Annotated in this window: 16 protein-coding genes; 9 read left to right on the plus strand and 7 right to left on the minus strand. The window is 63.8% G+C overall.

The window, feature by feature from the left end; translation table 11 throughout:
* The first annotated feature begins 206 nt into the window (after positions 1–206).
* From CAY82_RS03725 to CAY82_RS03735, 3 genes are all read left to right on the plus strand, one after another.
* Positions 207–1,217 (plus strand): aldo/keto reductase, encoded by a 1,011-nt coding sequence (locus tag CAY82_RS03725; protein WP_087499986.1) that lies wholly within the window; start codon positions 207–209, stop codon positions 1,215–1,217.
* Between the two features lie 72 nt (positions 1,218–1,289).
* On the plus strand, positions 1,290–1,700 hold the full coding sequence (locus CAY82_RS03730) for an SRPBCC family protein (RefSeq protein ID WP_085599438.1): 411 nt from the start codon (positions 1,290–1,292) through the stop codon (positions 1,698–1,700).
* A 272-nt stretch (positions 1,701–1,972) separates the two neighbouring features.
* On the plus strand, positions 1,973–3,163 hold the full coding sequence (locus CAY82_RS03735; RefSeq protein ID WP_087499987.1) for a Bcr/CflA family efflux MFS transporter: 1,191 nt from the start codon (positions 1,973–1,975) through the stop codon (positions 3,161–3,163).
* A gap of 53 nt (positions 3,164–3,216) precedes the next feature.
* Here CAY82_RS03735 and CAY82_RS03740 read toward each other — a convergent pair whose 3' ends face one another.
* Positions 3,217–3,732, minus strand: a complete 516-nt coding sequence (locus tag CAY82_RS03740) for a DUF4880 domain-containing protein (protein WP_087499988.1) — start codon at positions 3,730–3,732, stop codon at positions 3,217–3,219.
* Positions 3,733–4,171: 439 nt separating this feature from the next.
* Positions 4,172–4,483, minus strand: coding sequence for a hypothetical protein (locus CAY82_RS03745; protein ID WP_087499989.1), 312 nt, complete (start codon positions 4,481–4,483; stop codon positions 4,172–4,174).
* Between the two features lie 130 nt (positions 4,484–4,613).
* Between CAY82_RS03745 and CAY82_RS03750 the strand changes: the two genes are divergently transcribed.
* The gene (locus CAY82_RS03750) at positions 4,614–5,267 is read left to right on the plus strand and encodes a LexA family transcriptional regulator (protein WP_063912625.1); all 654 of its coding nucleotides are present in this window, start codon (positions 4,614–4,616) and stop codon (positions 5,265–5,267) included.
* Positions 5,268–5,374: 107 nt separating this feature from the next.
* The gene (locus CAY82_RS03755) at positions 5,375–6,037 is read left to right on the plus strand and encodes a LexA family transcriptional regulator (protein ID WP_170931028.1); all 663 of its coding nucleotides are present in this window, start codon (positions 5,375–5,377) and stop codon (positions 6,035–6,037) included.
* A gap of 396 nt (positions 6,038–6,433) precedes the next feature.
* On the opposite strand, the gene CAY82_RS03760 is transcribed toward CAY82_RS03755, so the two are convergent.
* The 4 genes from CAY82_RS03760 to CAY82_RS03775 are packed head-to-tail and all read right to left on the minus strand — an operon-like array spanning position 6,434 to position 11,991.
* The gene (locus CAY82_RS03760; RefSeq protein WP_087499991.1) at positions 6,434–8,386 is read right to left on the minus strand and encodes an acetyl/propionyl/methylcrotonyl-CoA carboxylase subunit alpha; all 1,953 of its coding nucleotides are present in this window, start codon (positions 8,384–8,386) and stop codon (positions 6,434–6,436) included.
* Complete coding sequence (locus CAY82_RS03765) at positions 8,383–9,198, minus strand: gamma-carboxygeranoyl-CoA hydratase (RefSeq protein ID WP_015271009.1); 816 nt, start codon at positions 9,196–9,198, stop codon at positions 8,383–8,385. Before CAY82_RS03765 ends, CAY82_RS03760 begins: the two co-directional genes overlap by 4 nt.
* A 2-nt stretch (positions 9,199–9,200) precedes the next feature.
* Positions 9,201–10,808: a carboxyl transferase domain-containing protein gene (locus tag CAY82_RS03770; protein WP_087499992.1), complete on the minus strand. Its 1,608-nt coding sequence runs from the start codon at positions 10,806–10,808 to the stop codon at positions 9,201–9,203.
* A gap of 19 nt (positions 10,809–10,827) precedes the next feature.
* Positions 10,828–11,991 (minus strand): isovaleryl-CoA dehydrogenase, encoded by a 1,164-nt coding sequence (locus CAY82_RS03775; protein ID WP_025339821.1) that lies wholly within the window; start codon positions 11,989–11,991, stop codon positions 10,828–10,830.
* Positions 11,992–12,312: 321 nt separating this feature from the next.
* Here CAY82_RS03775 and CAY82_RS03785 point away from each other — a divergent pair, with 321 nt between their 5' ends.
* On the plus strand, positions 12,313–13,995 hold the full coding sequence (locus tag CAY82_RS03785) for an AMP-binding protein (protein ID WP_087499993.1): 1,683 nt from the start codon (positions 12,313–12,315) through the stop codon (positions 13,993–13,995).
* A 140-nt stretch (positions 13,996–14,135) separates the two neighbouring features.
* Here the strand turns inward: CAY82_RS03785 and CAY82_RS26600 are convergent, their stop codons facing one another.
* Positions 14,136–14,297, minus strand: coding sequence for a hypothetical protein (locus CAY82_RS26600; protein WP_170931020.1), 162 nt, complete (start codon positions 14,295–14,297; stop codon positions 14,136–14,138).
* A 140-nt stretch (positions 14,298–14,437) separates the two neighbouring features.
* Here CAY82_RS26600 and CAY82_RS03790 point away from each other — a divergent pair, with 140 nt between their 5' ends.
* From CAY82_RS03790 to glgB, 3 genes are all read left to right on the plus strand, one after another.
* Positions 14,438–16,456 carry an alpha-1,4-glucan--maltose-1-phosphate maltosyltransferase gene (locus CAY82_RS03790; protein WP_087499994.1) on the plus strand — a complete coding sequence of 673 codons (2,019 nt, stop codon included), beginning with the start codon at positions 14,438–14,440 and terminating at the stop codon, positions 16,454–16,456.
* A gap of 171 nt (positions 16,457–16,627) precedes the next feature.
* Positions 16,628–19,945 carry a maltose alpha-D-glucosyltransferase gene (treS, locus tag CAY82_RS03795; RefSeq protein ID WP_087499995.1) on the plus strand — a complete coding sequence of 1,106 codons (3,318 nt, stop codon included), beginning with the start codon at positions 16,628–16,630 and terminating at the stop codon, positions 19,943–19,945.
* A complete protein-coding gene (gene glgB, locus CAY82_RS03800) occupies positions 19,946–22,156 on the plus strand; it encodes a 1,4-alpha-glucan branching protein GlgB (protein ID WP_087499996.1) in 2,211 nt (736 codons plus the stop codon). It abuts the gene before it with no gap.
* Positions 22,157–22,247: the final 91 nt, after the last annotated feature.

Below are 22,247 nucleotides of genomic sequence, written 5' to 3' on the forward strand. Positions count from 1 at the left end.
GGCCTGGCCTACGCCATCCGGCGTAACGCCACGGCCATGGCCCCGCCAAGTACCGGCATGCCCAGCAGCAGTTCGAATGAAGATTTCACGGTGTTGCATGAAAGGTCTCAAGTCGTTCGAAATATGACTTGGACGGTCTTGGTGGGTGGGGCATAGGATTGCAGCCACTGGAGTTCACAACCGACTCCCTCATCAGGAAAATGCACATGAACCTCAAATCCCTTATCGCCAACCCGCTGGGCTTCGGTACCGCCCCACTGGGCAACATGTTCCGCAACGTACCTGAAGACGAAGTACAGGCTACCATCGATGCCGCCTGGAACAACGGTGTGCGTTACTTCGACAGCGCCCCGTTCTACGGTGCCGGCCTCTCCGAAACCCGCCTTGGCAATGCCCTGGTCGGCCGCCCACGTGACGAGTACGTGCTCAGCACCAAGGTCGGCCGCATCATCCTCGACGAACTGGAAGACCCGGCTGCCCGTGAACTGGGCGAAAAAAGCGGCCTGTTCGAGCACGGCAACCGCAACCGTATCGTCAACGACTACAGCGCCGACGCCACCCTGCGCTCGATCGAAGACAGCCTGCGCCGCCTGAAGACCGACCGCCTGGACATCGTCTGGATCCACGACATCGCCCAGGACTTCTACGGTGACGAATGGCTGAGCCAGTTCGAAGTCGCCCGTACCGGTGCCTTCCGCGTACTGACCCGTCTGCGTGAAGAAGGTGTGATCAAGGCCTGGGGCCTGGGTGTGAACCGCGTCGAGCCGATCGAGCTGACCCTCGACCTGGAAGAAGCCCGTCCGGACGGCTTCCTGCTGGCCGGCCGCTACTCGCTGCTGGACCACGACCGCGCGCTGCAACGCGTCATGCCGCAAGCGGTGGAGCAGGGTGTCGGCATTGTCGTGGGTGGCCCGTACAGCTCGGGTGTCACCGCCGGCGGCGAGCACTTCGAGTACCAGAAAGCCACCCAGCCGGTGCTGGCCAAACTCGAGCGCATCCGCGCCGTGGCCCATGCCCATGGTGTAGATGTGAAGGCGGCCGCCCTGCAGTTCGCCCTGGCCCACCCGGCCGTGGTCTCGGTGATCCCGGGTTCCACCCGCCCTGCGCACGCCAACGAAGACTTCGCCGCCCTGAGCAAGGTGATCCCGATGGCCTTCTGGAACGACCTGCGCCAGCAAGGGCTGATCAACGCCCAGGCTCCGGTACCTGCTGTTTAAACCGATCTTGCAGGGCCGCATTGCGGCCCTGTCTACCCGAATCAATGGGGCCACGCCCCGAGGAGAATCACCATGGCAACTGCACAAGCTTCCATCACCCTGGCAACCGATGCCAATCGCGTCTGGCAGCTGATTGGCGGTTTCGACGCGCTGCCCGACTGGCTGCCGTTCATTCCCGAAAGCACCCTGAGCGAAGGCGGCCGCGTCCGCACCCTGAAGAGCGTGGCTGGCGACACCATCATCGAGCGCCTGCTGGACTTCAACGAAGCCGGCCGCAGCTACAGCTACACCATCCTCACGGGCCCGGCGCCAGTACGTGACTACCAGTCGACCCTGCGTGTGGTGGCTGAAGGTAGCGGGTCTCGCGTGGAATGGTCCGGCTCGTTCGTGCCGGTGGGTATCAGCGATGCTGAAGCAACCGCGCTGTTTGCCGGCATCTACGAAGATGGCCTGGCGGCGCTGAAGAAAGGGCTGGAAGGCTAAGCGGTTTTCTGGAAGGGCTTGCCCGGCGACAGTGTCAGGATTCGAACCCTGGAACGTCGCTGGGGGCCGGCTAACACGTCGGCAGAGTTTCCAGGTAGCACCAGAACTCATCGGCAATCAGTGACAAGGGAGAGGTCCTACGGCTCTATCGGAAGTTTCACTGCCCAGTCCGGTTTGTACACCTTAAGGGTGTCGCTACCATCAGGGTTCGGCGCTTCCAGGGAGATTCCAGTGACCTTTTCCGGCAATACAAGAAAACCGGGGTTAGTAGCGTGAACCGGCCCTTGTGTTCACCCAGGAGCTTTCTGTGCTCGGCCTTGTTGATTCTGTTGTGTCTATTGGGTGTATTCCCGCTGGATGTAATCCTGCCATCATTCCCTGCGCTCGCAGACGAGTTTCACGTCGAGTCACAGCAGATAGCCTACTCGGTGAGCTTCTTTGCGTTTGGTGTTGCCTTGGCGCAACTGGTGATCGGGCCATTGTCGGATGGCATGGGACGCAAGCCGTTGTTGCTCGCTGGGCTGGGTGTGTCCATTGCAGGGGCGGTGGGTTGTGTATTTTCAACCCGCTATGAGACGTTCATGGCGTTCCGTTTGCTGCAGGCCGTGGGGTGCGGGAGTTTCGTGCTGGGCCAGGCGCTTGTGCAGGATCTGTACAGTGGTAAACAGCGCAATGCCATGCGGATCCTGCTGACCAGCGCAAGTGGGCTGTTCATCTCGTTGTCACCGGTCGCAGGCGCTTTTCTCCAACAATCCTTTGGCTGGAAGGGCAGCTTTACGGTATTCGCTTTCATCGCCGTGGTCGTTTCATGCCTTTCGTATGCACTGTTGCAGGACACGCCTGCATCGCGAGGCCGTACTTCAGGCATGCGCAGCTATTGGGTCATGCTGCGTGATACGACCTATCTTGCGCACTCCCTGCTGTCCAGTCTCGCGTTTGCCTGCCATTTTTCCGTCATCGTTGTCGCGCCATTGGCGTTGATGGACAGCCTGGGGCTGACGCCATATCAATTCTCGGTGGTATTTATCGCCTATGGGCTTGCGTATATCGCTGGCGGAGCAGCCGCGACCTACTTGAACAATCGTGTAAGCCCGCAGGTTCAGATCAAGACAGGGTTCCTGCTTATAGCTGCCGGGGGCATCACACTGGTGATCTGGGAACAGGTAGCAGGATTGACGGTGGCGGGGCTGCTGCTGCCGATGATCATCTGCACGACCGGGACAACGCTGGTGCGTCCGGCTGCAACGACCCAGGCCTTGGCGCGTTACCCGCAGCAGGCCGGTGCGGCTGCGTCGCTCAATACGACATTGTTGTTCGCAGGTGGTGGTTTGGCTGGCAGTCTGGTTGCTGGCGTCGAAAGCGCGTTGCCGATGAGCCTGGGGCTGCTGTTCCTGGGTGTCAGTTTGTGCGGATGGCTACTGCTTGCATGCCTGACGGAAACGCTATCGAGCACTCGAACTTGATAGCAAGCGAGCCATCCTCGGTGAAAACGATTACGGCGTAGCTGGGGTGTTGATCAGGCCCAGAAACCAAACAGCACCAACGCCACCACGCCAAGCCCGACCGCAACCGAACAGCCGCCCAACGACAGCGCCGCCCGACCTTGCCGATACCAGCCGTCCTGGCCCAGATGCCGTGCCGGTGCCAACAGGCTGCGCCAGTGCAGTTCCGTATCATGGAACGCCTGCAGATTCGCCATGTCCGCATCCAGCCAACGGCGAAAATCAATCCGCTCGCAGGCCGTTACCTGTGGGCTCTGCAAGCGCACGTACCATTGCCCGGCAACACTCGCCAGCACATCCCGGCGCGAGCGGCCGGCCTGCAGTGCCTGGTCCATGTGCCGCTCTATGCTCGCCAATGGCAGGTCGAGGCGGGCGGCGATGCTGGCGAAGTCCAGCTGGTCGAGGCGGTTGAGCAGGAACACTTGTTGCACACGCCGTGGCAGGCGTTTCAGGGCGTGTAGCAGGGCGTCGTCGGCATGATGTTCGGCAGCAGAGGTTGGGTGCTCAAGGGGCAGCAGCAGACGGGTCATGGACAGCTCCTTGCTCTAGTAAGGGGAGAGGGTGGGGGCATCTTCCGTGATGCACGATCAGCGTAGGTGAAACGAGATTGATTCTCAAGTGCTGATTTCGCAAAGTTTTGTAATGAGCGTTCACGCCCTGAAACACCTTTGCTATCATGCGCGCCATCACGATCTTCATTAGCCTGAAGAGCCAAAAAAAAAGACCCAGCAAAAAGCCGGGTCAAAAACCGTGATTAGCCTGATGAGGAGATAATCTGAGAGCGACCTAAGCTCCAGGTTATCCAGCAGATCTTGCGATCAGCTGAGTGCAATAATAATCGTTATCATTTGCCAGTCAAATGAATTTTCGCTAATCCGGTAAAAAAGTTTTACCGATGCGCTTCCTTGTCCCGGCAATCGGGGCCTTTGCCGTTACCCGGCCATCACGTTCTCTCCCTTCTTTTCGTGTCTACAAACCCGGTTCCCCGGTGCGTTTGTGCTCCAGCAGTGCGCGGGCCATGTCCATCATGTGCATCAGGGCGAAGGTCAGTTCGCGCTGGCTGCCCTGCTGATGGGTGGCGGTTTCCTGTGCGGTGGCGGCGGCGCAGCGCAGCAGGGCGATGGCGTGCTCCTGGGCCTGGTCGGTGGTTACGCCCTCGTGCAGGGTCCAGATCCTGTTCTCCAGGGTGGGGCGCGGCGGGTTGGGGTTGAGGTAGTAGTCGAGAGCGCGGCGGGCGGCTTCGCTGTCGAGATCTGTTTCGTCGTTTTTCGGATGTTTCATCGCGATACCTTCTGATGTCCCTTCAAACACGCGGGAATCACAGGATAGGTCAGTCTGTACTATCTATCGAAAAATAAATAATTCAGATTGTGTATTGCTGCGAGTAATACAGTCCGTATTGTTGCCGCTCATGGAAAACTGGAACGCATTTCTCAAGCGCTACAAGCGCGAACACAATCTCAGCCAACTGAAGCTGGCCGAACGCCTGGGCATGACTCAGGGGGGCGTGGGGCATTGGCTGCGTGGCACGCGGCGGCCGACGCTGGAAACCATCAACGAAAAGCTCGAAAAACTTGGGCTGGTGTTTCTGGAAGCCCAAGTCATGGTGGTGGAGCGCGATATCGTGCGCGAATCGCCTGGTCACTATGCGGCTGAACAGCCGGTTTCGGCCGAAGCGCTGCTGTATGCGAGCTTTCGCTTCCCGGTGCTGAGTTGGGCTGACTTGCAGGGGCCTTTGCCAGAGACAAGCAAGGCCCACGAACAGACGGACTATATGCCCGCAGGCAATGCATTCTGGTTGGTGGTAGAAAACGACTCGATGAATGCCGCCAGCGGCAAGAGCGTGCCTGAGGGCATGCGTGTGCTGGTGGATACCGGCCTGCCGGCAGAACCAGGGAGGTTGGTAATCGCGCGGCAGCCCGGGCGGCCGGCAGTATTGCGGCAGTTGGTCGAGGAGGGCGGAGACAAGATGCTCAAGCCGCTGAATACGCGCTATCCGACAGTCCTGTGTGAAGAAGGCTGCGAGTTTCTGGGCGTGGTCGTGCGGGGGCACGAGGTTTTCTAGCTTGCCGGGGGCTGCTGTGCAGCCCTGTCGCGACACAAGGCCGCTCCTACAGCGGTCGTGTCGGGTTTGATCGTGACGCACGCCTTTGCAGGAGGCTCATGGCAGCGATGAATATGGATAAATGGATCGCCCTGGTCCGTAACCGGATGGAAGAGCTAGGGCTCACTCAAGAACAGCTGGCCGAGCGCGTTGGCGTGTCTCAAGGCAGCGTGGGGCATTGGGTGAACAAGCGGCGTCAGCCGAAGATCGAGTCGATGAATCGCACGCTCGTCGAGATTGGCATGCCCCATTACAGCGTCAGCTTGCAGCTGCGCATTCAGGGGCAGGACGGGGAGCCGAGCGTTTACGAGGTGGATGGCGCCGATGACGATCTGGACCTCATGCAATACATCGTGTGCTTCCGCTACCCGGTGCTGGGTTGGGATGAGCCAGGTGTTGCAGAGGGCGCGGAGCCTGGCGTTTTCGAGCAGACGGACTACCTGGCCCAAGGCAAGGCGTTCTGGCTGACCGTCGAGAATGATGCGATGAGTGCTGTCAGTGGGCGCAGTGTGCCGCAGGGCATGCGGATGTTGGTGGACCCTGGGGTAGATGCCGAGCCAGGGCGTCTGGTTATTGCTCGTCAGCCGGGCAAACCGGCGATCTTCCGTGAGTTGGCGGAGGAAGGTGGGCAACGGTACCTGAAGGCACTTAACAGCAACTACCCGGCGCTGTTGTGTGAGGATGGCTGCGAGTTTCTGGGGGTGGTAGTGCGGGTGCATGGGGTCTTTTGATCGGGGTTGGCGGGTGCAAGGCATGGGTGTTGCGGCGCCCTGTCGATCGAGCGCCGCCCGCGCGGCGCTTCGCGGGTATTCGCCTTGACACTTTCTGCGCCTGTGAGATCGAGCGCCGCCCGCGCGGCGCTTCGCGGGGCAAGCCCGCTCCCACATTTGTTGCAACGTGCCGAACCTGACAGGCCATGGTTGTCAGCCTTGGTGGCATGGCTGTAGTTCTGGGTTGGCACTACTGCCGCTCCACTTGTCTCAATCCTTGCACCAAGGCTGGCAACGCCTCTCCCACAGGCATGGCCACGTTGCAACAAATGTGGGAGCGGGCTTGTCCCGCGAAGCGCCGCGCGGGCGGCGCTCGATCTCACAGGCGCAAAAAAAACCAAGCCAAGCGCCCCAAACTCACTCCGCCAGTTCGACCAGCACCGTCCCTTCGCTGACCATATCCCCTTCCTGGCAGAACAACGCCTTCACCGTGCCGCCATGCGGCGCGCGAATGCTGTGCTCCATCTTCATGGCTTCCAGCACCACCAGCGCCGTACCCGCTTCCACCACCTGCCCCGGCTCCACCAGCACCCGCACGATGCTGCCGTTCATGGGCGCGCCCAGGCCGCCTTGATGGCTATGGCTGGCCTCGGCCTCGGCAATCGGGTCGAAGGCTTCGATGGCATGCATCTCACCCTCCCAGTGCAGGTACAGCGTGCCACCGCGGCGGATCGCCAGATGCTGGCGACGCACGCCCGCCTGGTCATGTACCAACTGCTCGCCCACCAGCTGCCAGGTAGACGCAGCGCTGCGCTCCAGGGCAACTGCCTGGTCCTGCCCGCCACTCACCAGATGCAGGCTGCTGCGCGCCGGCAAGCCAAGGCGCAGGCCGTTGCGTTCGGCCCATGGCGAACTGCGGTCGTCGTCCCGCTGATGTGCGGCCTGACCCTGCAGCCAGGCCTCGGCCGCTGCTTCCCAGAAGCCTGCCGGCAGCGCTTGCGGCGCGGGCAGCAAAACTTCCTGGTGACGCGGAATGAAGCCGGTATCCAGTTCCGCTGCAGCAAACGCCGGGTGGGCGAGAATGCGCCGCAGGAAGGCGATGTTGGTCTTCAACCCGCCAATGGCAAACTCGTCGAGCATGGCCAGCAAGCGCAGGCGTGCCTGTTCGCGGTCTTCGCCCCAGGCGATCAGCTTGCCCAGCATCGGGTCGTAGAACGGCGACACCACATCACCTTCGCTGACCCCGCTGTCCACCCGTCGCCCTTCGCCGGCTGCCGATTCACGGTACAGCGCCAGCTTGCCGGTCGCGGGCAGGAAGTCGTTGGCCGGGTCCTCGGCATACAGGCGCACTTCGATGGCATGGCCGATCAGCGGCACCTGGTCCTGGGTAATCGGCAGGGCCTCGCCGCAGGCCACGCGAATCTGCCAGGCCACCAGGTCGAGCCCGGTAATGGCTTCGGTAACCGGGTGCTCCACCTGCAGGCGGGTGTTCATCTCCATGAAGAAGAATTCGCCGCGGGCATCGAGCAGGAACTCCACGGTGCCGGCGCCCACGTAGCCGATGGCTTGGGCCGCGCGTACCGCTGCCTCGCCCATGGCCCGGCGCAATTCGGGTGACAGGCCTGGTGCAGGGGCTTCTTCGACCACCTTCTGGTGACGGCGCTGGATCGAGCAGTCACGCTCGTTGAGGTACAGGCAGTTGCCGTGCTGGTCGGCGAATACCTGGATTTCTACGTGGCGTGGCTTGAGCACGTACTTTTCCACCAGCATGCGCGCATCGCCGAACGACGACTGAGCCTCGCGCTGGGCCGAGGCCAGGGCGTCGGCCAGCTGGCTTTCTTCCTCGACCACTTTCATGCCCTTGCCACCGCCGCCGGCGCTGGCCTTGAGCAGCACCGGGTAGCCGATGCGTTCGGCGGCGGCGCGGAAGGTGTCCAGGTCCTGGGCTTCGCCGTGGTAGCCCGGCACCAGCGGCACGCCGGCGGCTTCCATCAGCGCCTTGGCCGCCGACTTGCTGCCCATGGCGTCGATGGCGCTGGCCGGTGGGCCGAGGAAGATCAGCCCGGCCTCTTCGATGGCGCGGGCAAAGCCTGCGTTCTCGGACAGGAAGCCATAGCCCGGGTGGATGGCCTGGGCGCCGCTGGCCTTGGCGGCGGCCAGCAGCTTGTCCACCAGCAGGTAGCTTTCGGCAGCCTTGGTGCCGCCGAGGTCAACGCGGATATCGGCTTCGCGGCTGTGCCGGGCGTCACGGTCGGTGGCGCTGTGCACGGCGACAGTGGTCAGGCCCATGGCCTTGGCGGTGCGCATCACCCGGCAGGCGATTTCGCCGCGGTTGGCGACCAGCAGGGTGGTCAAAGCGGGGCGGCTCATGGGCGCGGCTCCTTCTTGTCATCGGTTTGCCAGGCGGGGCGGCGTTTTTCCAGGAAGGCGCGCAGGCCCTCCTGGCCCTCGGCGCTGACGCGGATGCGGGCGATGGTGTTTTCGCAGTAGCGGCGCAGGGCCGGGCTGAGTTCGCCGTCGTCCACTTCGCGCAGCAGGTCCTTGGTGGCGCGCAGTGCTTGCGGGCTGTTCTGCAGCAGGTTGGCCACCCAGGCTTCGACCTGGGCGTCCAGTTCGCTGGCCGGGTACACCTCGGCCAGCAGGCCCAGCTCGCGGGCCCGCACGCCGCTGAAACGCTCGGCGGTGAGGGCATAGCGGCGCGCGGCACGCTCGCCGATGGCCTTGACCACGAACGGGCTGATCACTGCCGGTGCCAGGCCGATGCGCACTTCCGACAGGCACAGCTGGGCGTCTTCGGCGCCGATGGCCATGTCGCAGCAACTGATCAGGCCTAGCGCGCCGCCAAAGGCAGCGCCTTGCACAACAGCCAGGGTCGGCGCCTTGAGGCGGTGCAGGGCATACATCAGCTCGCCCAGCTCGCGGGCATCATCCAGGTTGGTGTTGAAGTCCAGTTGCGCCGACTGCTGCATCCAGGCCAGGTCGGCGCCGGCGCTGAAGTGTCGGCCACGGCCGCGCAACAGCACGAAGCGCAGGCTGGCGTCTTCGGCCAACTGGTCGAGGGCGACGATCAGTTCGCGGATCATCAAGGCGTTGAAAGCGTTGTTCTTGTCCTCGCGGCTCAGCCACAGGGTGGCGAAGCCGCGCGGGTCGCGGATCACTTCGAGGGTGCTGAAATCGCTCATGGTCACATCCGGAAAATGCCGAAGCGGCTCTGTTCGATCGGTGCGTTCAGCGCTGCGGACAACGCCAGGCCGAGCACGTCGCGGGTCTGTGCCGGGTCGATGACACCGTCGTCCCACAGGCGGGCGCTGGAATAGTAGGGGTGGCCCTGGTGCTCGTACTGGTCAAGGATCGGCTGCTTGAGCCGGGCTTCGTCTTCGGCGCTGAACGGGTGGCCACTGCGCTCGCTCTGTTCGCGCTTGACCTGGGCCAGCACGCCGGCGGCCTGTTCGGCGCCCATCACGCCAATCCGCGCGTTGGGCCACATCCACAGGAAGCGCGGGTCGTAGGCACGACCGCACATGCCGTAGTTGCCGGCACCGAAGCTGCCACCGATGATCACCGTGAACTTCGGCACCTGGGCGCAGGCCACGGCGGTGACCAGCTTGGCTCCATGCTTGGCGATGCCGCCTTCCTCGTACTTTTTACCGACCATGAAACCGGTGATGTTCTGCAGGAACAGCAGCGGGATGCCGCGCTGGCAGGCCAGCTCGATGAAGTGTGCGCCTTTTTGCGCGGCTTCGGCGAACAGGATGCCGTTGTTGGCCAGGATCGCTACCGGGTAGCCGTGCAGGTGGGCGAAGCCGCACACCAGGGTGGTACCGAACAGCGCCTTGAATTCATCGAACACCGAGCCGTCGACCAGGCGTGCGATCACCTCACGCACGTCGAACGGTTGCTTGGCATCGGCCGGCACCACGCCATACAGCTCATCGGCGGCATACAGCGGTGCCACCGGGGCCAGGCGCTGCAGCTTGCCCAGCTTGTGCCAGTTGAGGTTGGCCACGCTGCGTCGGGCCAGGGCCAGGGCGTGTTCGTCGTTGTCGGCATAGTGGTCGGCCACGCCGCTGGTGCGGCAGTGCACATCGGCACCGCCGAGGTCTTCGGCGCTCACCACCTCACCAGTGGCGGCCTTTACCAGTGGGGGGCCGGCGAGGAAGATGGTCGCCTGCTGGCGCACCATGATCGCTTCGTCGGCCATCGCGGGCACGTAGGCACCGCCGGCGGTGCACGAGCCCATCACCACGGCAATCTGCGGGATGCCCAGTGCGCTCATGTTGGCCTGGTTGAAGAAGATCCGCCCGAAGTGCTCGCGGTCGGGGAACACTTCGTCCTGGCGTGGCAGGTTGGCGCCGCCGGAGTCCACCAGGTAGATGCACGGCAGGCGGTTCTGCAGGGCGATGGTCTGCGCACGCAGGTGCTTCTTTACGGTCAGCGGGTAGTAGGAACCGCCTTTGACCGTGGCGTCGTTGGCCACGATCATGCATTCCACGCCTTCGACGCGGCCGATGCCGGCGATCACGCCGGCAGCGGGCACGTCTTCGCCATACACCTCATGGGCGGCCAGCTGGCCGATTTCGAGGAACGGCGAGCCCGGGTCCAGCAGGCGGTCGATACGCTCGCGCGGCAGTAGCTTGCCACGCGAAGTGTGCCGCTCCTGGGCCTTGGGCCCGCCGCCCTGGGCCACCTGGGCGAGCAGGCCGCGCAGGGCATGGACCTGTTCGAGCATGGCCGCGCTGTTGCTGGCGAACTCCGCCGAACGCGGGTTGATCTGGGTGTGCAAGGTAGCCATATGCGCCCGTCCCCTGTGCTCAGCGGGTTTCGTTGAACAGTTCGCGGCCGATCAGCATCCGGCGGATTTCGCTGGTGCCGGCACCGATCTCGTACAGCTTGGCGTCGCGCAGCAGGCGGCCCGCCGGGAATTCGTTGATATAGCCGTTGCCACCCAGAATCTGGATCGCCTCCAGGGCCATTTGCGTGGCGCGCTCGGCGGTGTACAGGATTACCCCGGCGGCGTCCTTGCGGGTGGTCTCGCCACGGTCGCAGGCCTGTGCCACGGCATACAGGTAGGCGCGGCTGGCGTTGAGCTGGGTGTACATGTCGGCGATCTTGCCCTGGATCAGCTGGAACTCGCCGATGCTTTGGCCGAACTGCTTGCGGTCGTGGATGTAGGGCACCACCAGGTCCATGCAGCTTTGCATGATGCCGGTCGGCCCGCCGGACAGCACCACGCGTTCGTAGTCCAGGCCGCTCATCAGCACGCGCACGCCACCGTTAAGCTGGCCGAGGATGTTTTCTTCCGGTACTTCGACGCCATCGAAGAACAGCTCGCAGGTGTTGGAGCCGCGCATGCCCAGCTTGTCGAACTTGTTGCTGCGGCTGAAGCCTTTCCAGTCACGCTCGACGATGAACGCGGTAATACCGTGCGCGCCCTTGTCCAGGTCGGTCTTGGCGTAGATCACGTAGGTGTTGGCATCCGGGCCGTTGGTGATCCAGGTCTTGCTGCCGTTGAGCACATAGTGGTCGCCGCGCTTTTCCGCGCGCAGCTTCATCGATACCACGTCGGAGCCGGCGTTTGGTTCGCTCATGGCCAGGGCGCCGATGTGCTCGCCGCTGATCAGCTTGGGCAGGTACTTGAGCTTCTGCTCGTGGCTGCCGTTGCGGTTGATCTGGTTGACGCAGAGGTTGGAGTGGGCACCGTAGGACAGGGCCACCGAGGCCGAGCCGCGGCTGATCTCTTCCATCGACACCACGTGGGCCAGGTAGCCCAGGCCGGCGCCGCCGTATTCTTCCGGCACGGTGATGCCCAGCAGGCCCATGTCGCCGAACTTGCGCCACATGTCGGCAGGGAACAGGTTGTCGTGGTCGATTTGCGCGGCGCGCGGGGCCAGTTCGGCGGCGACGAAGGTGCGCACCTGGTCGCGCAGCATGTCGATGGTTTCGCCCAGGGCGAAGTTCAGGGTGGGGTAATGCATGCTGGGGCACCTTCTTGTTCTTGAAATTGGGTAACACCGTAGCTCAAGGGCTATCCACCGGCCCTGTGGGAGCGGGTTTACCCGCGAATGCGTCAGCAGGGCCACCGTCATTGCCTGGATGATCGCATTCGCGGGTAAACCCGCTCCCACAGGGTCGGTGATACGCCGACAAACCCGATGTCGTTTTCACCTTTACGTTAACGTAAACCTGCATGAGCTCACTGTCAATCGACTCATCACCTTTACGTAAACGTAAATCTGCGCCAGAGTATTCCCCGCTTGCTTCAGTCGTGCCCAGAACAACCACAAGAAGGGACACCCATGAGTCAACCAAGCTATACCCGCGGTCGTCAGGACCAAGCCTTGCTGACCCAGACCATCGGCCAGGCCTTCGACGCCACCGTGGCCCGTTGTGCCGATGGCGAGGCCTTGGTGTCGCGCCACCAGGGCTTGCGCTACAGCTGGCGGCAGCTGGCCGGGCAGGTCGAGGTGCATGCTCGTGCCTTGATGGCCTTGGGCGTGAACACCGGCGATCGGGTCGGCATCTGGTCGCCCAACTGCGCCCAGTGGTGCATCCTGCAGTTGGCCAGCGCCAAGGTCGGCGCCATTCTGGTTAATATCAACCCGGCCTACCGGGTGGGCGAGCTGGAATACGTGCTGCGTCAGTCCGGCTGCCGCTGGCTGGTGTGTGCCGATGCCTTCAAGACGTCCGACTACCACGCCATGGTCCAGGAACTGGCACCGGAGCTGGCCAGCGCCACCCCGGGCGAAATGGCCAGTGAACGCCTGCCCGACCTGCGTGGTGTGGTCAGCCTGGCCGCCAACCCGCCGACGGGGTTCCTGCCTTGGCAAGCGTTGGCCGAGCGGGCAGGGCAGACCTCGCCCGAGGCCTATGCGGCGCGCCAGCAAAGCCTGCAGTTCGACCAGCCGGTGAACATCCAGTACACCTCCGGCACCACCGGCGCGCCGAAGGGCGCCACGCTGAGCCACTACAACATCCTCAACAACGGCTTCATGGTCGGCGAAAGCCTGGGCCTGACCGCGAGCGACCGCATGGTGATCCCGGTGCCGCTGTACCACTGCTTCGGCATGGTCATGGCCAACCTCGGCTGCATCACCCATGGCAGCACCATGGTCTACCCCAACGACGCCTTCGACGCCGAACTCACCCTGCGCGCCGTCGTCGAAGAGCGCGCCAGCATCCTCTACGGCGTGCCGACCATGTTCATCGCCATGCTCGACCACCCCGCGCGCGCGCAAATGGATTTGTCGACCCTGCGCAGCGGCATCATGGCCGGTGCCACCTGCCCGATCGAGGTGATGCGCCGGGTCATCGACCAGATGCACATGGCCGAAGTGCAGATCGCCTACGGCATGACCGAAACCAGCCCTGTGTCGCTGCAGACAGGCCCGGACGACGGCCTGGAACTGCGCGTGACCACCGTCGGCCGCACTCAGCCGCAACTGGAGACCAAGCTGGTGGATGCCGACGGCTGCATCGTCCCTCGCGGCGAGATCGGCGAGCTGTGTACCCGCGGCTACAGCGTGATGCTCGGCTACTGGGACAACCCCGAGGCCACGGCGGATGCCATCGACCCGGCTGGCTGGATGCATTCGGGTGACCTGGCGGTGATGGACGAGCACGGTTATGTACGCATCGTCGGGCGCAACAAGGACATGATCATTCGCGGCGGCGAGAACATCTACCCGCGTGAGCTGGAAGAGTTCTTCTACACCCACCCGGCGGTGGCCGATGCGCAGGTGATCGGCATTCCGTGCAGCCGTTATGGCGAGGAGATCGTCGCCTGGATCAAGCTGCACCCGGGGCACAGCGCCACGGTCGAGGAACTGCAGGGCTGGTGCAAGGCGCGCATTGCACACTTCAAGGTGCCGCGGCATATCCGCTTCGTCGACGAGTACCCGATGACGGTGACCGGCAAGGTGCAGAAGTTCCGCATGCGGGAGATCAGTGTGGCGGAGATTTCGGCTGTATCTGCCGGTTGATCGGCCAGGTCCGCCGGCCCTTTCGCGGGTAAACCCGCTCCCACAGGTATTGCGCCGCCTTCGAGGTTGGTGCTGTACCTGTGGGAGCGGGTTTACCCGCGAAGAGGCCGGCCCTGCCAGCACAGAATCCTGGTCTACCCTTAAGCCTCTACCGGTGGCTCCTGGTTGGGTGGGTCGCCCACCGTCGGCGGCACGGTCGGCTTGATCGGCAGCTCGTCCGGGTCTTCTTCCGGCACGGGTGGCGGCAGGCTCGGGTCGTCGATGTTGGGGTCGGGTGTCTCCGGTGGAATGGGAATGTTCATGGCCTGACCTCGCATGGGTAATTGAAGAGGTGCTGCAGGCTTCGACCCCTGGCAGCTGCCGTTCGCTCATTTTTTTTGAACCCCACGCCTGTGCCCGGCTCTGAACCCTTACCGCTACCAGCCTGAGGGAGCAAGGTCCGATGTCACGAAACGAGCCCTTCGAAAGCGTGCCCATGGCCAACGATCACCCGGATCAGGCCATCAGCCTGTCCCAGGCGCTGCTGGCGCCGCGCATCGTTATCGAAGACACCCAGCCGGTGCTCGACGCTGGGGCGTTCGCCGCCAAGGCGGTCAGCGGCCAGGTGGTTGCCGTCAGCAGCAAGGTCTTCACTGACGGCCACGACCGCCTGGCGGTAATGCTCCACTGGCGCCAGGCCCACAGCCGGCGCTGGCATTGCGTGCCCATGCACTCGCCGGGCAACGACCTGTGGCTGGCCGAGTTCACCCCCATCGAACTGGGCCCGCACCTGTTCAGCATCGAGGCCTGGATCGACCCGTTCGCCACCTATTGCCACGACCTGGAGAAGAAGTACCACGCCGGTGTCGAGGTCAGGCTGGAACTGGAGGAAGGCCGGTTGATGCTGGGCAAGGGCATCGAGCTGTGCAACGGTGCCCTGCGCGAGGAACTCCAGGCCATACAGCAGCGCCTTTCCACGTTGGATGCCGACGACCAGGTGGCGCTGTTTCTCGACCCTGCCACCGCCCGCCTGATGGGCGACGCCGAGCACCGCAGCTACCTGGCCCGCAGCCGTGAGTTCCCCGTCGATGTCGACCGCCCGGCGGCGCAATTCGCCAGCTGGTACGAGCTGTTCCCGCGCTCGATCACCGACAGCCCCGAGCGCCACGGCACCTTCAATGATGTGCACGAGCGCCTGCCGATGATCCGCGACATGGGCTTCGACGTGCTGTACTTCCCACCCATTCATCCCATCGGCATGCAGCATCGCAAGGGCCGTAACAATGCCCTGAAAGCCGAGCCCGGCGATCCGGGCAGCCCGTATGCCATCGGCAGCCCGGAAGGCGGCCACGAGGCGATTCACCCGCAACTGGGCAGCCGCGACGACTTCCGCAGGCTGGTGGCCGCGGCGGCCGAACATGGCCTGGAAATCGCCCTCGACTTCGCCATTCAGTGCTCCCAGGACCACCCCTGGCTCAAGGAGCACCCCGGCTGGTTCAGTTGGCGCCCGGACGGCACCATCCGCTACGCCGAGAACCCGCCGAAGAAGTACCAGGACATCGTCAACGTCGATTTCTACGCTCCCGACGCCGTGCCCTCGTTGTGGCTGGCCCTGCGTGACGTGGTGGTCGGCTGGGTCGAGGAAGGGGTAAAAACCTTCCGCGTCGACAACCCGCACACCAAGCCACTGCCGTTCTGGCAATGGCTGATCGCCAATGTGCGTAGCCAGCACCCCGAGGTCATCTTCCTCGCCGAGGCTTTTACCCGGCCTGCGATGATGGCTCGCCTGGGCAAGATCGGGTATGCGCAGAGCTATACCTATTTCACCTGGCGCAACCACAAACAGGAACTGCGCGAGTACTACGAGCAGCTCAACCAGCCGCCGTGGAGCCAGTGCTACCGGCCGAACTTCTTCGTCAATACGCCGGATATCAACCCATACTTTTTGCACACCTCCGGCCGTGCCGGTTTCCTCATCCGTGCGGCGCTGGCGACCATGGGCTCGGGCCTGTGGGGCATGTACTCGGGCTTCGAACTGTGCGAAGGCACGCCGCTGCCGGGCAAGGAGGAGTACCTGGATTCGGAGAAGTACGAAATCCGTCCGCGCGATTTCAGCCAGCCGGGCAACATCATCGCCGAGATCGCCCAGCTCAACCGCATCCGCCGGCAGAACCGTGCCTTGCAGACCCACCTGGGCGTAGCGTTCTTCAACTGCTGGAACGACAACATCCTGTACTTCGCCAAGCGCACGCCCGAGCGTGACAACTACATCCTGGTGGCAATCAGCCTCGACCCGCACAACGCCCAGGAGGCGCATTTCGAGCTGCCGCTGTGGGAGCTGGGGCTGGACGACAACGCCGAAACCCAGGGTGAAGACCTGATGAACGGCCACCGTTGGTCGTGGTACGGCAAGACCCAATGGATGCGCATCGAGCCTTGGCATTTGCCGTTCGGCATCTGGCGCATCGAAAAGGCCCGTTAACACGGTGCACGCCATCCCCTGTGGGAGCGGGTTTACCCGCGAAGCAGGCGCCGCGGAGCATGGCACCGGCTTCGCCGGTGTTCGCGGGTAAACCCGCTCCCACAGGGATCGTGTCAAGTCAGTTGCGTGTGCATTGGGGCCAGAGCAACCTGGAATTGAAAGGAGTCGCACATGGCCAAGCGTTCCCGCCCGGCAGCCTTCATCGACGACCCGCTGTGGTACAAGGACGCCGTCATCTACCAGCTGCACATCAAGTCGTTCTTCGATTCGAACAACGACGGCATCGGCGATTTCGCCGGCCTGATCAGCAAGCTCGACTACATTGCCGAGCTGGGCGTCAATACCCTGTGGCTGCTGCCGTTCTATCCCTCGCCACGCCGTGACGACGGCTACGACATCGCCGAATACAAGGCCGTGCACCCCGACTACGGCAACCTGGCCGATGCCCGCCGCTTCATCGCCGAAGCGCACAAACGCGGCCTGCGGGTAATCACCGAGCTGGTCATCAACCACACCAGTGACCAGCACCCCTGGTTCCAGCGCGCCCGGCATGCCAAGCGCGGCAGCAAGGCGCGGGACTTCTATGTGTGGTCGGATGACGACCAGAAGTACGACGGCACGCGCATCATCTTCCTCGACACCGAGAAGTCCAACTGGACCTGGGACCCGGTCGCCGGCCAGTACTTCTGGCACCGCTTCTACTCGCACCAGCCCGACCTCAACTTCGACAACCCGCAAGTGCTCAAGGCCGTGATCAAGGTGATGCGCTTCTGGCTCGACCTGGGTGTCGATGGCTTGCGCCTGGATGCCATCCCCTACCTGATCGAGCGCGACGGCACCAACAACGAGAACCTCGCCGAAACCCACAACGTACTCAAGGCGATCCGCGCCGAAATCGATGCCAACTACCCCGACCGCATGCTGCTGGCCGAGGCCAACCAGTGGCCCGAGGACACCCGCCCGTACTTCGGCGAAGGCGAGGGCGACGAATGCCACATGGCTTTCCACTTCCCGTTGATGCCGCGCATGTACATGGCCCTGGCCATGGAAGACCGTTTCCCGATCACCGATATCCTGCGCCAGACCCCGGAAATCCCCGCCAACTGCCAATGGGCGATCTTCCTGCGCAACCACGATGAGCTGACTCTGGAAATGGTCACCGACCGCGAGCGTGACTATTTGTGGAACTACTACGCCGAAGACCGCCGCGCGCGCATTAACCTGGGCATCCGCCGCCGCCTGGCGCCGTTGCTGCAGCGTGATCGCCGGCGCATCGAACTGCTCACCAGCCTGCTGCTGTCGATGCCCGGCACGCCTACCTTGTACTATGGTGACGAACTGGGCATGGGCGACAACATCTACCTGGGCGACCGCGACGGCGTGCGCACGCCCATGCAGTGGTCACCGGACCGCAACGGCGGTTTCTCCCGCGCCGACCCGCAGCGCCTGGTGCTGCCGCCGATCATGGACCCGCTGTACGGTTACCAGACCGTCAACGTCGAGGCCCAGGCCAACGACCCGCACTCATTGCTGAACTGGACCCGGCGCATGCTGGCGGTGCGCAAGCAGCAAAAGGCCTTTGGCCGTGGCAGCCTGCGCACCCTCACACCGAACAACCGGCGCATCCTTGCCTACCTGCGCGAGTACACCGACGCCGAGGGCAACACCGAGGTCATCCTGTGCGTGGCCAACGTTTCCCGTGCCGCCCAGGCGGCCGAACTGGAATTGTCACAATACGCCGACAAAGTACCGGTGGAGATGCTCGGCGGCAGCGCCTTCCCGCCGATCGGCCAACTGCCGTTCCTGCTGACCTTGCCACCCTACGCCTTCTACTGGTTCCTGCTGGCCTCCCACGACCGCATGCCCAGCTGGCACATCCAGGCCTCCGAGGGGTTACCCGAATTGACCACGCTGGTACTGCGCAAACGCATGGAAGAACTGCTGCAAGCCCCCGCCAGCGATACCCTGCAAAGCGCCATCCTGCCGCAGTACCTGCCCAAGCGGCGCTGGTTCGCCGGCAAGGAAGGGCCGATCGACGCCGTGCGCCTGTGCTACGGCGTGCGCTTCGGCACGGCCACCACGCCGGTGCTGCTCGGTGAAATCGAAGTGCTCAGCGACGGTGTGGCCAACCGCTACCAACTGCCGTTCGGCCTGCTGCCCGAAGAGCAGATCAACAGCGCGCTGCCGCAACAGCTGGCCCTGGCGCGGGTACGCCGTGCCCATCAGGTTGGCCTGATCACCGACGCCTTTGTTCTCGAACCGTTCATCCGCGCGGTGCTGCGTGCCTGTGAGGAGGGCATGCAACTGCCTTGTGGCAACGGTGAGGGCGAGCTGCGCTTCGAAAGTACGCAGCAGTTGGCGGGCCTGGCGTTGAACGACGAAAGCACCGTGCGCTACCTCAGCGCCGAGCAGTCCAACAGCTCGGTGGTGATCGGCGACCATGTGGTGCTCAAGCTGATCCGCCGGGTCAACCCGGGCGTGCACCCGGAGCTGGAAATGAGTGCCTACCTGACCGCTGCAGGCTTTGCCAATATTTCGCCGTTGCTGGCCTGGGTCAGCCGGGTGGACGAGCAGGGCGCGCCACACCTGCTGATGATCGCCCAGGGCTACCTGAGCAACCAGGGTGATGCCTGGGCCTGGACCCAGAACACCCTGGAGCGGGCCATCCGCGACCAGATGGAACCTTCCAGCCTCGACGCCGACGCGCACACCGACGCACTGGCCGAACTCACCGGCTTTGCCGCCTTGCTAGGTCAGCGCCTGGGCGAGATGCACCTGCTATTGGCCGCACCGACCAGTGACGAGGCCTTTCAGCCGCGCCCAAGCGATGCCGACGACAGCGAGCGCTGGAGTGCCCAGATCAGTGCCGAACTTACCCATGCTCTCGATCTGTTGGCCCAGCACCGCGACAGCCTCGACAGTGACAGCCAGGTGCTGGTCGACGACCTGCAGCAACAGCGCGACGGCCTGGCCCAGCACATTGCCAACCTGACCCGTCAGGCCCAGGGCGGCCTGCTGATGCGCGTGCACGGCGACCTGCACCTGGGCCAGGTGCTGGTGGTGCAGGGCGATGCCTACCTCATCGATTTCGAAGGTGAACCCGCCCGGCCGCTGCAAGAGCGCCGGGCAAAACACAGCCCGTACAAGGATGTCAGCGGCGTGCTGCGATCCTTCGACTATGCTGCTGCCATGATCTTGCGCAGCGCGTCTGCGGTCGACCTTTCCGACCCGGCACGCCAAGCCCGGCAACGGGTTGCCAGGCAGTACCTGCACCAGTCGCGGCATGCCTTTGTCGAAGCCTATGGTCTGGCCACTGCGGCCATGCCCCATGCCTGGCAGCAGGCCGAGGGCGAGCGTGCCGCACTGGAGCTGTTCTGCCTGGAAAAAGCCGCCTATGAAATCACATACGAAGCCGAGAACCGTCCGAGTTGGCTGGCCGTGCCTTTGCATGGTCTGCATGGACTGATCAGTACCTGGGGAGAGTCATAGATGAATGCAACCACGCGTGAAAACGGCGGCCTTTGGCAACGGGACCTCGACGCCCTGGCCCGCGCCGAGCACGCCGATCCATTTGCGGTACTCGGCCCCCACGGCGACGGCGCGGGGGGGCAGGTGGTCCGTGTCTTCCTGCCCAATGCCCTGAATGTGCGCATCCTGGCCCGGCATGACGGGCGCATCCTCGCCGAAATGGAGCAGGGCAGCCTGCCCGGGTTGTTCTGGGCGCACCTCGATGAGGCACACCCGTACCTGCTGCAGATCGGCTGGGCCGGCGGCGAGCAGGTCACCGAAGACCCCTACAGCTTTGGCCCGCAGTTGGGTGACATGGACCTGTACCTGTTCGCCGAAGGTAACCATCGCGACCTGTCCGGGCGCTTCGGCGCCCAGCCGATCCAGGCCGATGGCATCGACGGCGTGTGCTTTTCGGTGTGGGCGCCGAACGCGCGCCGGGTGTCGGTGGTGGGTGATTTCAACAACTGGGACGGCCGCCGCCACCCCATGCGCCTGCGCCACAGCGCCGGGGTCTGGGAACTGTTCGTCCCGCGCCTGGGTGTGGGCGAAACCTACAAGTTCGAAGTACTGGGCAAGGACGGCATACTGCCCCTGAAGGCCGACCCGCTGGCGCGCGCCACCGAACTGCCGCCGAGCACCGCTTCCAAGGTGGCGGGGCCGCTCAGCCACGACTGGCAAGACCACGACTGGATGGCGCAACGCGCGCAGCGCCATGCCTACAACGCGCCGCTGTCGATCTACGAGCTGCACCCAGGTTCGTGGCGCTGCGAGCTGGATGAGGCGGGTGAAGTCGGGCGTTATTACAACTGGCGCGAGTTGGCCGAGCGCCTGGTGCCGTACGTTCAGGAACTGGGCTTCACCCACATCGAACTGCTGCCGATCATGGAGCACCCGTTCGGCGGCTCCTGGGGCTACCAGCCGCTGTCGCTGTTCGCGCCCACCTCGCGCTACGGCAGCGCCGAGGACTTCGCCGCCTTCGTCGACGCCTGCCACCAGGGCGGCATTGGCGTGCTGCTGGACTGGGTGCCAGCGCATTTCCCCACCGACGAACACGGCCTGGCGCGTTTCGATGGCACCGCCCTGTACGAATACGACAACCCCCTGGAGGGCTACCACCAGGACTGGAATACGCTGATCTACAACCTTGGTCGCAACGAAGTGCGCGGCTTCATGATGGCCTCGGCGTTGCACTGGCTGAAGCACTTCCACATCGATGGCCTGCGCGTCGATGCGGTGGCCTCGATGCTATACCGCGACTATTCGCGCAAGGCCGGCGAGTGGGTGCCCAACCGCCACGGCGGGCGCGAGAACCTGGAGGCCATCGACTTCATCCGCCACCTCAACGGCGTGGCGGCCCACGAGGCCCCGGGCGCGCTGATCATCGCCGAAGAGTCCACTGCCTGGCCCGGCGTCAGCCAGCCGACCCAGCAGGGTGGCCTGGGCTTTGCCTACAAGTGGAACATGGGCTGGATGCACGACACCTTGCATTACATCCAGAACGACCCGGTGCACCGCACCTACCACCACAACGAGATGAGTTTCGGGCTGATCTATGCCTATTCCGAGCACTTCATCCTGCCCATCTCCCACGACGAAGTGGTGCACGGCAAGCACTCGCTGATCGACAAGATGCCCGGCGACCGCTGGCAGAAGTTCGCCAACCTGCGAGCCTACCTCACCTTCATGTGGGCGCATCCGGGCAAGAAGCTGCTGTTCATGGGCTGCGAGTTCGGCCAGTGGCGTGAGTGGGACCACGATGGCGAGCTGGACTGGTACCTGCTGCAGTACCCTGAACACCAGGGGGTACAGCGCCTGGTGGGCGACCTCAACCGCCTGTACCGCGAAGTGCCGGCGCTGCACGAGCAGGATTGCCAGCCGCAGGGTTTCCAGTGGTTGATTGGTGACGATGCGCAGAACAGCGTGTATGCCTGGCTGCGCTGGAGCAGCAGTGGCGAGCCGGTGCTGGTGGTGGCCAACTTCACCCCGGTGCCGCGTGAGGGGTATCGCATTGGCGTGCCGTTCGGCGAGCGCTGGCAGGAACTGTTGAACAGCGATGCCGAGCTGTATGCCGGGTCCAATGTCGGCAACCTGGGGGTGGTGGAGAGTGACGAGATAGCCAGCCATGGCCAGCCGCTGTCGCTGGCCCTGAACCTGCCGCCACTTGGGGTTCTGATAATGAAACCAGCCTGATGTGTTGCTGGTACTGGCCTCTTCGCGGGTAAACCCGCTCCCACAGGTATTGCACAAGCTTCAGACCCTGTGCGGTCCTTGTGGGAGCGGG

Source organism: Pseudomonas sp. SID14000 (assembly GCF_002165135.1).
Lineage (GTDB): Bacteria > Pseudomonadota > Gammaproteobacteria > Pseudomonadales > Pseudomonadaceae > Aquipseudomonas.

What these genes read in the sequence shown, in the direction of transcription:
- CAY82_RS03725 (WP_087499986.1), top strand. Translation starts at nt 207, where the DNA reads ATGAACCTCAAATCCCTTATCGCCAACCCGCTGGGCTTCGGTACCGCC.
- CAY82_RS03730 (WP_085599438.1), top strand. Translation starts at nt 1,290, where the DNA reads ATGGCAACTGCACAAGCTTCCATCACCCTGGCAACCGATGCCAATCGC.
- CAY82_RS03740 (WP_087499988.1), bottom strand. Translation starts at nt 3,732, where the DNA reads ATGACCCGTCTGCTGCTGCCCCTTGAGCACCCAACCTCTGCTGCCGAA.
- CAY82_RS03745 (WP_087499989.1), bottom strand. Translation starts at nt 4,483, where the DNA reads ATGAAACATCCGAAAAACGACGAAACAGATCTCGACAGCGAAGCCGCC.
- CAY82_RS03750 (WP_063912625.1), top strand. Translation starts at nt 4,614, where the DNA reads ATGGAAAACTGGAACGCATTTCTCAAGCGCTACAAGCGCGAACACAAT.
- CAY82_RS03755 (WP_170931028.1), top strand. Translation starts at nt 5,375, where the DNA reads ATGAATATGGATAAATGGATCGCCCTGGTCCGTAACCGGATGGAAGAG.
- CAY82_RS03760 (WP_087499991.1), bottom strand. Translation starts at nt 8,386, where the DNA reads ATGAGCCGCCCCGCTTTGACCACCCTGCTGGTCGCCAACCGCGGCGAA.
- CAY82_RS03765 (WP_015271009.1), bottom strand. Translation starts at nt 9,198, where the DNA reads ATGAGCGATTTCAGCACCCTCGAAGTGATCCGCGACCCGCGCGGCTTC.
- CAY82_RS03770 (WP_087499992.1), bottom strand. Translation starts at nt 10,808, where the DNA reads ATGGCTACCTTGCACACCCAGATCAACCCGCGTTCGGCGGAGTTCGCC.
- CAY82_RS03775 (WP_025339821.1), bottom strand. Translation starts at nt 11,991, where the DNA reads ATGCATTACCCCACCCTGAACTTCGCCCTGGGCGAAACCATCGACATG.
- CAY82_RS03785 (WP_087499993.1), top strand. Translation starts at nt 12,313, where the DNA reads ATGAGTCAACCAAGCTATACCCGCGGTCGTCAGGACCAAGCCTTGCTG.
- CAY82_RS26600 (WP_170931020.1), bottom strand. Translation starts at nt 14,297, where the DNA reads ATGAACATTCCCATTCCACCGGAGACACCCGACCCCAACATCGACGAC.
- CAY82_RS03790 (WP_087499994.1), top strand. Translation starts at nt 14,438, where the DNA reads ATGTCACGAAACGAGCCCTTCGAAAGCGTGCCCATGGCCAACGATCAC.
- treS (WP_087499995.1), top strand. Translation starts at nt 16,628, where the DNA reads ATGGCCAAGCGTTCCCGCCCGGCAGCCTTCATCGACGACCCGCTGTGG.
- glgB (WP_087499996.1), top strand. Translation starts at nt 19,946, where the DNA reads ATGAATGCAACCACGCGTGAAAACGGCGGCCTTTGGCAACGGGACCTC.